The sequence below is a fragment of the Psychrobacter sp. P11F6 genome, assembly GCF_001435295.1.
Taxonomy (GTDB): domain Bacteria; phylum Pseudomonadota; class Gammaproteobacteria; order Pseudomonadales; family Moraxellaceae; genus Psychrobacter.
In genome coordinates, this window is sequence record NZ_CM003594.1 from 2,346,110 (window position 1) to 2,357,972 (window position 11,863).

Here is an 11,863-nt window from a genome sequence, read left to right on the forward strand (position 1 = left end):
ATCTAAATCAAATGCGCTTTTAACTCTAGCACTTTATCACGCGTTTTCGCCGCATCTTCAAACTTCAAATCACGTGACATTTGCTTCATCAGCTTTTCAAGACGGTTGATTTCTTTCGCCAGCAAATCAGGACTGCGTAAGATGCTAATATCAACATCAGGCAGATTGCTCTTGATTGGAATCACTTGATTGTCATTGGCATTCTGATCGTCACCCGTATCGATTTTATCGGTGATACTGCGACGTGCCCCTTTTGGCGTGATGTTGTGTTCAAGGTTAAATGCCACTTGTTTTTCACGGCGACGATCGGTCTCGTCTATCGCCTTTTGCATACTGTTGGTAATACGATCCGCATACAGAATGGCTTTACCATTAATATGACGCGCAGCACGACCAATGGTCTGAATAAGTGCGCGCTCAGACCGCAAGAAACCTTCTTTATCAGCATCAAATATCGCAACCAATGACACTTCGGGCATATCTAACCCTTCACGCAATAGGTTGATACCGACCAATACATCATGCACGCCAGTCCGCAATTCATGAATAATCTGCATCCGCTCAACGGTATCGATGTCTGAATGCAGATAGGCCACTTTGACATCGTACTCTTTTAGATAACTGGTCAAATCCTCTGACATGCGCTTAGTCAACGTGGTAATCAGCACGCGCTCATCTTTTTCTCGGCGCTTGGTAATCTCTGATAACACATCATCGACCTGCGTCAATACAGGACGAATCTCAATCTCAGGGTCAATCAAACCCGTTGGACGCACGACTTGCTCGACGACTTGCTCGCTGTGCTCAAGCTCATACAATGCAGGCGTGGCACTCACATAAATAGTCTTAGGCTTGATACGCTCCCACTCTTCAAACTTCATCGGGCGATTATTCATGGCACTTGGCAGACGAAAGCCGTAATTGACCAAGTTTTCTTTGCGCGATCTATCGCCTTTATACATCGCGCCAATTTGTGATACGGTGACGTGCGACTCATCGAGGAACAGTAGCGCATCTTCTGGAATATAATCAAACAAGGTCGGTGGCGCTTCCCCTGATGGACGACCAGAGAGATGCTGCGAATAGTTTTCGATACCGTTACAGTAGCCAAGCTGTTGAATCATCTCAAGGTCATACTGGGTACGCTCTTTGAGACGCTGTGCTTCAATCAATTTATTATTATCGCGGAAATATTCTAAGCGCGGCTCAAGCTCAGCGCGAATCGTATGACTAGCCGCTTCTAGTTTATTACGCGGCGTCACATAGTGTGATTTTGGATAGATAGTAATACGTGGCACGCTACGTACCGTCTTACCTGTTAATGGATCAAACCAAGTAATTTTCTCCACTTCATTATCAAATAAATGCACACGTACCGCCAGCTGCTCAGACTCAGCAGGATAAATATCTAACAGCTCGCCACGCAGCCGATACGTACCGCGTCCAAAGTCTAGCTCATTGCGCGTATATTGCATTTCAACGAGACGTTTAATGGTAGCAGTGCGATCGATTTTGTCCCCAACGACGACGTGCAGCAGCATTTTTAAATAACTTTCTGGATCACCCAAACCATAAATGCACGATACCGAGGCAACAATAATCGCGTCACGGCGCTCTAATAGTGCTCGCGTCGCTGACAGACGCATCTGATCGATATGATCGTTGATGGCACTGTCTTTTTCGATAAAGGTATCACTTGCCGCGACATAGGCTTCCGGCTGATAATAGTCATAATAGCTGACGAAATACTCAACCGCGTTATTTGGAAAGAACGATTTAAATTCACCATATAACTGCGCGGCAAGCGTTTTGTTATGAGCCATAATAATAGTTGGACGCTGCGTCTCAGAGATGACCTTTGCCATAGTATAGGTCTTACCAGAGCCCGTCACTCCCAGAAGTAACTGCTCATCCATACCAGAATTAATACCGTTGACGAGCTTTTTAATCGCTTGGGGTTGATCTCCTGCTGGCTCAAATTCGGTGACCATCTCAAAAGCACGACTTGATATTTGCGTCCCAGACGCATTGACACCACTAATTTCAGCTTCGCCCTGTAGCTGAGTGGCCAATTGATTTAACTGACGCGACGAGCGCGGTTCAGGCATTCGCATAATGGCTTTCTTCTTCTGAAGGTTTATAACAATGTGGGGTCTAAGCTAGGGTTTTTAAAGGTAATTAAGGGTTTTATCTTGTCATCTTCTCTTACAATATTAGCATCTAGACATGACGTCACGCGCCCTATTTATAACGAATAAATAGTACCTTCGTTATAAAAAACGCACACAGCAACTACTAAATTTACAAAGCTTTTCATGATTAACAAACTCATTACACGACCACCTAATAAAGCCTAACGCTTGAGGCTTTCAATCTTCATTTAAGCTGCTATTATTTATAACGAATCAACAAGTAGTTGATTACTAAGATACCAATAACAACAAATGAGATTTTCATTAAAATAATACACATAACGGAGTAGAACATGAGAGAACGTTACGCAAGTGGGATAGATGATGCTACCGCAAAGAAAATGATCGACTTATTGAACGCTAATCTAGCGAATCTCATTGATTTGAGTATGGACAGTAAGCAATGTCATTGGAATTTGCAAGGTACTGGCTTTATCGGTGTTCATCAGTTATTAGATGATACTTACGGTCGCTTAACTGAAGCTTATGATACGGTTGCTGAGCGTATTGTTATCCTTGGCGGTAAAGCCAATGGTATCTCTAAACGTGTCGTTGAGGACTCTATCCTAGAGACTTACCCTACTGATATCACTGAAGTCGATCAGCATGTCCGTGAGCTTACCAATCGTTATAAGACCATTGCGGCATCATTGCGTGAAGGGATTAATACTGCTGGTGACGCGGGTGACGAAGACACCGCTGACTTATTAACGGAAATAAGCCGTACTGTCGATAAAGATGCATGGTTCATCGGTGCCAACGCGCCAAAGAAATAATATCTTTGTACTCAAACTAGGTATATCAATAAGACAGTCTATATCAGCAAAAAAGGTCACTTTTATAGTGACCTTTTTTATATGTACTAACTTATGTGTAATGATTTATGTGTAATAACTTTAAGATTCACGCTCAGAAGCGGGCTTTAAAATAGTTAAATTATCAGTTATTAGCTGTCAGTTAAAAAACACCTTGGATTATTTGTTGCATCTGCGGTAAAAGCTCATCCAGCTGTGCCTCAGTTTCACTGGTATCATCAGGCAAGGATTGCTTTAGAAATGCCGCTGTAATCTGTGGTTGTTTCGATAAGATACTTTGACCCATCACCGTATCATAAAAATCAATTTGGGCATCAACTTCTGCTTGCGTATAGTAAGTCTTCGCTGCGCTGATATAAGCTTGCGTCAACGTCTGCCTGTCAGTGGTATCGCCGATAGTATTGGTCATTATCTTGGCATATTGACCCAGAACTTTTTGAATCTGCTCTTGTAGCGCCTGTTGGCGTTTATTTAAGTTACCATTACCTACTGACTCAGTACGATTTTGCGTTTGTACATTGATAGCATTAATAGCCGCTTGTTGCCCGTTAACGATAGATTCTATTTGCTCATCAATGTGCATCACTTCCATCAGCTTAACGATAGACGTATCTGTTGGGGAGATATTATTATTCATAAAAGCGGTATTGTTAATAGAAGCGCTATTCGCACTTATTCTATTGATACTTACTGTCTGCTGTTGAGCAGGCTCACTATGAATTACCAGCTCAGCATGTGCTTGAGTCAGACTGGCTAATGCGCTAATAGTGACAACGGCCATACTTAATGAGCGAACCATGATTGAACGCCCAACAGGGCTCTCTATAGCAGACTGAAGACTTAGTTTCATATTGGTTTCTCTTTATCAGGCATCTTGATTATAACTATTGGGTAAGCTCAAAGTTTTAGCATTGGGTACAGATAATGTCAGGATAGCTTCCTGAAATAAAGGATTCGCACGGAACTGACTTTCAATAATTTCGAATTTTTGGGCAATCTCTTTTTCTTTTTGATTGCCAGCAATATCGACTGCTGCCACCATAAATATCTTTTTGGGTCCCACCCACTCCAAATGTAAGTACGACACACTATCGATATCTGGATGATTGAGTAATTCGCTCAATGCATAGCCATGTATCCTCTCTGATACTTTATAACCGACCAAAAAGTCACGGTTACGGCTAATTAAAAAGATGGCTACCGCACCCAATAATATTCCGACAATAATGGAGCCGAGCGCATCCCAAAACGGCTGTCCCGTATAAGCATGCATACCCATGGCAGCAGCAGCGACAACCAAGCCGATGACAGCTGCCAAGTCTTCAAAGAATACACCACGTAAAGTTGGGTTTGACGTATCGACCACATAACCAATGGCACTAACATTTATCGCTTCACCATGCTTTTTGCTTTGTAAATAAGCTTGCCCTAACGAAAACCCTTCGAGCACAAACGCAATCGCCAATACAATAAAACCGATGGTATAGTTGGTCTCGCTTTCCGCAGCATTCCACTCGGTGATACCGGTATAAATGGAGACAATCGAACCTGCCATAAAGACACCAAAAGCGGCAATCATCGACCAGACATAAGCTTCTTTGCCATAGCCGAGGGGATGGCTTTCATCAGCAGGTTTGATCGCCTTTTTCTCGGCGACAATTAATAAAGTACCGTTACCTGCATCTGCCCACGAATGCGCTGACTCTGCGATCATAGAAGCAGAACCCGTCATAAATGCTGCTACCGTTTTGGCAATCGCAATGATAATGTTGGCTCCAACGGCAATTAATACCGTTACCAATGAAGCGGAATGCTGCTGGTCTTTATTGGTTGTCGACTTAGCAGAATCGTCTAATACAGAATGAGAATTACCATTAGAAGTGGCGTCTGTAATGAGCTTGCCAGCGCCTCGAGCACGACTATTATGCGGCGCTGGCTGATGAGAAATAGGAGCGTGTGACTCGGCTTCCGATGGTTTTAAGCTCATAATAATCTCGATATAGGCTTTTTGAACGCAGATATTTACATATTTAACCAGATCAATAGACCATATATTGAAAGCATTTTAACTGACTCTACAGGGTCTATTTGTCTTAACGATCATGAGGACTAGCCAGCTCACCAACCATATCCCCGATATCACAACTGGGTCGATGTGAGCTTTCCAGACGCAGGTTTTTACGCTCTAGTGCGGCATCAGAGCGGCATTGCTGCATGGGATTTTTGATATCAAGTGGCGGCGCAGGTGTGGGCTTGCCATTATCATCGATAGCGACCATCGTAAAATAGCAGCTGTTGGTATGGCGTACAGTACGGGCTCGAACGTCTTCTGCTTCGACGCGAATACCGACCTCCATTGAAGTATTCCCTACATAATTAACACTTGCCGCAAAGGTGACCAATTCGCCAACATATATAGGTTCACGAAACATCACTTGGTCGACAGACAGCGTCACCACATAATTGCCGCTATAGCGACTGGCGCAAGCGTAAGCGACTTGATCCAGCATCTTAAGCAAATCACCACCATGCACATTGCCAATAAAATTCGCCATATCAGGCGTCATAAGTATCGACATATATAGCTCATGATTTAATGGGGCTTTTTTGGCAGTCGAGCTGGTATTGTATTGCGGCATAAAAATCCTTGAATGATTTAGGGCGTGTTGATAGTAAGTATCATTTATACAGCAGCTCACAATAGAGCACAAACGGCACTCTGTCATTGAATGGTCTAGGTTATGTAAATCTTAAGCTATTTAACTTTAGCTCAACCAATGAAAACGATAAGCAAGCCAAGCAACAATGGCGCTCACTGAACCTGTCAAGATACCGCCCCAAGCAAAATCAACCAACGCTGTATCCAGTGTAAAACCTTTGTACAACGCTAAACTGGTAAAGTCATAAGTACCGTAAGCCATCAGCCCTATTAGGCCACCAAGCAAGAATATATGACCAATCGAAGCGCCTGCTTTGATTTGTGGATATAAAATTAAGACACAGAGAGCCAGTAGATAAAACATATAGAACACACCAGCAGCAATCATGTTTGGCTCATCGGCAAGCAGATGCCCGATACGCTTTTCATAAAATAAGCCAGTCATAGTCTTGAGCCAAACTGCGTCAATACCCAAAAATATAAGCACAGCAGCCAGATATATAAATACATAACCCATAACCACATCCTTTTAATTAGCGTTTTTTGATCTCAGCTTATTTTCATCAGCGCTTGTTAAGTCAGTGCTTGTTAAGACACTACCTGTTGAAACGCAACTTGTTAAGACGCTATATGTCGTTTGGAGGCGTCTTGGCCATCACTGTTGGCATTACCGCTTTCATTAGAATTCATAATATCGTGAATCAGGCGGCTGCTTTGCTCATCGGTGAGAGTGTCATGAGAAGACAAATCAGAGAAATGCATCACATCAATATTATCCGGCTTCACTGCAGTCAACTGTACCACGCCGATGGTGCGCTCTAAAAACCCACCTTCACAGTAGCAAAAGTAAAAATCCCACAAGCGAATAAAGGCATCATCATAACCAAGCCCCTTAATTTCTTCACGCTGTGCCATGAACGCTGCACGCCAGTCGCGCAAGGTATGAGCATAGTCAAAACCATAATCATGTAGCTGCTTGATGACCATGTCGGTTTGTTCCGTAAACTGTGTATTCAGCTCTTGATTAGACAGCAAACAACCACCAGGGAAAATGTGCGTCTGGATAAAATCAACTGAATTAACATAATCTTGGTAGTTTTGATCGTTAAAAGTAATCGCTTGCAGCACCATCAGCCCTGTGGGTTTGAGCAAGCTATTACATTTGGCAAAAAACGTCGGTAAGTACTCGTGCCCAACGGCTTCAATCATCTCGATACTGACTAGCTTGTCATACTGCCCTGTCAGCTCACGATAGTCTTGCTTCAGCAGGGTGATTTTATCAGACAGTCCTGCCGCATCGACTCGGCGCTGCGCCTCATCATACTGGGCGTCAGAGATGGTCGTCGTCGTTATGTGACAGCCATAATGTGTGGCGGCATAAATAGCAAAACCACCCCACCCTGTGCCAATTTCTATCACATGATCATCAGGCGTCAATTGTAATCGCTGGCAAATGAGCGCCAGTTTATGCTGCTGCGCTGCGCTCAGTGATACATCAGGCGTACGATAGACTGCTGCTGAATACATCATCGTATCGTCCAAAAACCGCTGATACATATCATTGCCCAAGTCATAATGCGCTAAAATATTGGACTTGGCACCAGACTGATCATTGCTACGTAGCCGATGCTTCGCTTTTTCAAACGCCTTACTCACACCTGCAAAGCGATTTTCTAACTTATTCAACACCGCCAAGTTACGCGCTGCCAACCGAATCAGCCCTGTCAAATCGTCCGTATCCCACTCACCATTGATATAGCTGTCTGCTAGCGCAATAGAGCCGCCAAGCAACAGCTGCCGATAGACAGTAGGATCATGAATCATCAAGGTAACGTGTAGTGAATGGCGACCCACTGCCGAACTGCTCGCGACACTATCGGATACTTTACCAAAGCTGACGGTATTAGGTGCTTGCTCATCGAATACTTCGACTATAGTCAAGCTACCAAACTGGATATGCGCTAATGCGCGAAAGATGAATTTTCTTGCCAATTGATTCATTCCCGCACTGACGGGCTGAAAAATGGCGCTCTCATTGACGACCTTACTCATCTGTGCGGTCAATTTTCCTAATGTCGAAACGGGTGCTCGGTCGGTTGGTCGTGCTGACATCGTATATTCATCCTTGTTTAAATGCTCTATGCTTAAGCGTTAAGCTGATAAATTTCTTTGGCTGATCGTTAGCCCTTCAACTATCAAAGAATATCTTTTGGAGTCGGTGCTTTGTTCTGTTGGCTATCGGCCAGTTTTTCATCATAATGAATATAAGGCACTTTTTTAATCGCATAAAGCTTGAAAGCATGCCAATAAATACGGGTTACAGAGGTCATGTTCATTAGCGGATTTTTTCGCAAACTGTTGCGAATCGTTGTGGCAGTCATTGGAACGCCAGCCATTTTTATACCCGTTTTTAATACCTCACCGCGCTCATCGCTGATATCGATAGCAATACGAACTTGCAAGCAATTATCCGGCTGCTTTTTTACCTTAACTTGCCAACGATATAGCTGATCGATCGGGTTAAAAGGTGAGACATGAAAATCTTTATTATGACAAAATTCAGTATTCCCACCATTGAGTGTAAACCCATAATAATGGCGCTTATCCCACGGTGTATTAGAGACTTCAGCCAATAAATGGGATGGTATCTGCTGCTCATCGAAACCTAAGTAAAAATTGACTGGACTAAAATATATGCCCGCATTGCGGCAAACGAGCATCCCAATAATATCGCCTGTTGGCGCACTACCCGTTTGCTCAGTAAACGATTGGTTTAAGCGATGGTTAAGTGCTTGAACAGAATTTGAACGACAATTATCCTGCTTATTATTCATTGATAAATTACTTAGGCTATTTGACTCTTGTAAAGGTAGACCTTGTAAGTAATCATCAGGACAAAACTGCTGCAAGGCTTTTTTCTTTGCTGAAAATAATGGCAATCCTTTGACCAGCCGTCCTTTTGAAAGCAACTTTTTTAAAAGCTTATTTCTGCTACTAATACCTGTACTTATTTCAGGAAGCTCCAGCCCTTTAGTCAATGCGCTGATATTGATGCCCCAATAACGATATGGATACGCAAATTTATGTACACTTGGCAGTAACCGACTGTGCCAAGTCGTCCCATGAAACAACTGATGGGGTAACAGCTTATTAGGCGTGTCGGTTTCAATAGACATAGCATTCTCTTCAATAGTGTTCGTTGATCTCACGGCCAAAATCACTGCACGTTATGACGACCGAATAAGCGACGCTTTCGCTTTGGTTCATCACTTTTAACAGGCGATTGTAAACGTTCAATGTACTCAATCAGCTCTTGATTGGTGAGCGCCGTGACCACCTCACGCTTATTAAGTGTGCGCAATTTGCTATCTGCCTTTACCGGCAGGTCCTTATAACGAAACGGCGTACGTGCGCTCTCGGCATCAGGCAGATGAGTCGGATCAACCTCGTCTTTTATGGCAATATCATGGCCAAGTGCCTGGCAGACACGTAGACCGCTACGTACACCATCTTCATGAAAACCATTAAACCAATAGGCACCGCAAAAATGTGTGTGCATGCCGTTACCAGAGATACTCGACCATTTGCTTTGCGCCTTAATCATCGCTTTATCAAACACAGGATGGCTATAGTCGATGCGCTTGATGACGTGCTTATCATCAACATTTTCATGAGCGGTTTCTGGATTCAGCGTAACCAAATAATTGTGCTTTTTGGTCAGGCGTTGCAGAATATTCATGTGATAAGTCAGCACTGGTTTTGCTGATGTTTGTGCTTTTTTAGTATGGTTTTCAGCAGCTGATTGTCGCGCAGTTTTATTTACGAGATTCTCATCTATCAGATAATTCCAGCTGGCCCATGCCAATGGCTTGTTCGGTAGGACACTGATATCGGTATGCAATACGGCGGTATTTTTGGTAAAGCGAAAATGACTGAGTACCTCATATTCATCCTTACTGGCGTCTGTTAAAATTTTGAGCGCGGTGTCTGCATGACAAGCAAAGATAACTTCGTCAAATACCAATTTTTCGTTCAAGCTTTCGATATTATTATCAGTAACACCTTTATTTTGAACCGTCAATAATACTTGCTCACCATCGCGAACCACAGACTGTACGGGACTGTTTACTCTCACCTTACCGCCCGCTTTGATGAAGCGTGGAATCAACTTATTGACGTACTGTTTTGAGCCACCTTTGATCGTAAACCACTGCGGACGATTAACCACATCGAGCAAGCCATGATTGTCAAAGAACTGTGCAAAAAACACCAGTGGGAAGTCTTGTACTTCATGCAGACTGGTTGACCAAATGGCAGAAACCATTGGCAGCAGATAGTTGCCTATAAACAGCTTGCCATAGCTTTTTTCTGTGAGATAGCTGCCCAGTGTTTGCTCAGTAAAAATGCTAACATCTTGCCCTTTAACACGTGCTATTTCGTAGTCTTGGCGTAGCTGCTTGATATGTTTATTGAACTGTAGAATATCTTTGATAAATTGCCAAAACTTTGGATTGAAAACATTCTTACGCTGCGATAATAAAGTATTGAGCGTGTGACCATTGTATTCAAAATGGCGCGCCGTATTCTTTACCGAAAAGCTCATGTCAGTCGATTGAAACGGCACTTGCAGCTCATGCAGTAGACGAAAGAAATTGGGATAAGTACGCTCATTGAAGACGATAAAGCCAGTATCTATGGCACTGTTTTCCACATTGCTGCTCTTTGCTTTTTTGCCGTCTTGTAGCGCCACATCGATGGTATTTACATGACCGCCAATATAATCATTAGCCTCAAACACTGTCACTTCATGTTGCGCTACCAGATAATGAGCGCAAGTCAATCCTGATACACCTGAGCCAATGATAGCAATACGTTTTTTAGCTTGAGCGTTAGTCGTCTGTTTTGAGAGGCTGCTGGCTTCATGAGAGACTGTCTCTAGGTTCTTACGTTTACGGCAGTTAAACAGCATTGATGCGTTCCTTTCCATATTTTTAGTAATTTGTTCTTAGCCGTTTTTCAATATAAGCTATTTTTTATTAATTTTTTCACTGACTTGCTGCCACACCAAATCTGGCAACGTACCCAATACCTTTAGCGGTAATGTGAGCTTCTTGGGAAATTCAATCACATCGTGACCACTCGCGATACCATCACGAATAGCTTGGCTTGCCTGCGCTGTTGTTTGGATAAAGGGCATGGGAAAATCGTTTTGCTTAGTCATTGGCGTCTCGACAAAACCAGGTACGACCAAGCTTACCGACACATCATGCGGTGCAAGGCTAATTTGCAAAGTTTTCATTAGATAATGGATGGCAGCCTTTGAGCTGCCATAAGCTTCGGCACGAGCAAATGGCACATAAGCAGATGCTGAACCAATGCCAACCAAGCGACCTTTTGAGGCGATTAGTTTTGGCAATATCCCTTCGATAGCATGTGACAACGTACCCATATTTACCGACATCACTTTCATAAACGAGGCGCTATCGAAGTTTGGCATGTCCAAATATTCGCACATGCCAGCGCCACAAATCGCCAAATCAACCTCTTCAATTTTTCCAAAAGCGTCGATAACTTTATCCCGATCCATGAGATCTAAGTCAACCGTTTCTGCGCCTAACGATTCAAGCTCAGCCAATGCGCTATCGTCTCGACCAACGGCATAGACATGATGACCTTCTAGTAGATAGTCTTTTGCCAATTGATTGCCAATACCAGACGTCGCGCCAGTAATAAGTATATGTAATTTCTTAGTAGAATCAGTCATCGTAAACGTCCTTTTATGTGTGCTGATAGTACAAAACTTACCATGCATTCAGGTGTCAAATACTTGCTTATCATCTTTAGTCAGCTGATGGCATTAACCTTTTTTTATTAAGGTATCATCCATTTTATTTATTAAATCTAAACAATCATAGCGCAAGGCTATCAATTTATTGTTGTGGTTTCGCAATCAATGCGTCTCTCAATTGACTGAACCTGTCTACTCTCGCGCACTGGAAAAATTGCTCTTAGGTCTGTCGTTTTATGTTACTAGCCTTATAAGACAGCCTAATTACGGCATGCTACAATACTAAAAATCAAAAATAGCTTTACATTAAAGGGCTGATTAGTCAGCGTATTTATCATGAAAATATCCAACCTGTTAAAAGCGCTTGTCTTTATTAACGGTTATTTATTTTCAAAAATCAACTTCCATT

General features: G+C 42.9%; 10 protein-coding genes. 1 reads left to right on the top strand and 9 read right to left on the bottom strand.

All coding sequences use genetic code 11. From position 1 onward, the window contains the following. Positions 1 to 2: 2 nt before the first annotated feature. Positions 3 to 2,114, bottom strand: a complete 2,112-nt coding sequence (uvrB, locus tag AK822_RS09680; protein WP_055123841.1) for an excinuclease ABC subunit UvrB — start codon at positions 2,112 to 2,114, stop codon at positions 3 to 5. A 371-nt stretch (positions 2,115 to 2,485) separates the two neighbouring features. On the opposite strand from uvrB, the gene dps reads away from it, so the two are divergent. After that, positions 2,486 to 2,968, top strand: a complete 483-nt coding sequence (dps, locus tag AK822_RS09685; RefSeq protein ID WP_060491486.1) for a DNA starvation/stationary phase protection protein Dps — start codon at positions 2,486 to 2,488, stop codon at positions 2,966 to 2,968. 181 nt (positions 2,969 to 3,149) lie between these two features. Here dps and AK822_RS09690 read toward each other — a convergent pair whose 3' ends face one another. From AK822_RS09690 to AK822_RS09725, 8 genes are all read right to left on the bottom strand, one after another. Beyond that, positions 3,150 to 3,857 (bottom strand): DUF2059 domain-containing protein, encoded by a 708-nt coding sequence (locus AK822_RS09690; RefSeq protein ID WP_060491487.1) that lies wholly within the window; start codon positions 3,855 to 3,857, stop codon positions 3,150 to 3,152. Positions 3,858 to 3,872: 15 nt separating this feature from the next. Beyond that, positions 3,873 to 4,994, bottom strand: a complete 1,122-nt coding sequence (locus AK822_RS09695; protein ID WP_060491488.1) for a cation diffusion facilitator family transporter — start codon at positions 4,992 to 4,994, stop codon at positions 3,873 to 3,875. Positions 4,995 to 5,100: 106 nt separating this feature from the next. Next, positions 5,101 to 5,646 carry an acyl-CoA thioesterase gene (locus AK822_RS09700; protein WP_060491489.1) on the bottom strand — a complete coding sequence of 182 codons (546 nt, stop codon included), beginning with the start codon at positions 5,644 to 5,646 and terminating at the stop codon, positions 5,101 to 5,103. 126 nt (positions 5,647 to 5,772) lie between these two features. Then, positions 5,773 to 6,183, bottom strand: a complete 411-nt coding sequence (locus AK822_RS09705; RefSeq protein WP_060491490.1) for a DUF2177 family protein — start codon at positions 6,181 to 6,183, stop codon at positions 5,773 to 5,775. 101 nt (positions 6,184 to 6,284) lie between these two features. Continuing rightward, positions 6,285 to 7,778 carry an SAM-dependent methyltransferase gene (locus tag AK822_RS09710; protein WP_087945621.1) on the bottom strand — a complete coding sequence of 498 codons (1,494 nt, stop codon included), beginning with the start codon at positions 7,776 to 7,778 and terminating at the stop codon, positions 6,285 to 6,287. Positions 7,779 to 7,861: 83 nt separating this feature from the next. Beyond that, on the bottom strand, positions 7,862 to 8,842 hold the full coding sequence (locus tag AK822_RS09715; RefSeq protein ID WP_060491491.1) for a DUF1365 domain-containing protein: 981 nt from the start codon (positions 8,840 to 8,842) through the stop codon (positions 7,862 to 7,864). Positions 8,843 to 8,883: 41 nt separating this feature from the next. Continuing rightward, positions 8,884 to 10,635: an NAD(P)/FAD-dependent oxidoreductase gene (locus AK822_RS09720; protein ID WP_060491492.1), complete on the bottom strand. Its 1,752-nt coding sequence runs from the start codon at positions 10,633 to 10,635 to the stop codon at positions 8,884 to 8,886. Positions 10,636 to 10,692: 57 nt separating this feature from the next. Further along, on the bottom strand, positions 10,693 to 11,430 hold the full coding sequence (locus tag AK822_RS09725) for an SDR family NAD(P)-dependent oxidoreductase (RefSeq protein ID WP_060491493.1): 738 nt from the start codon (positions 11,428 to 11,430) through the stop codon (positions 10,693 to 10,695). Between the last annotated feature and the right edge of the window lie 433 nt (positions 11,431 to 11,863).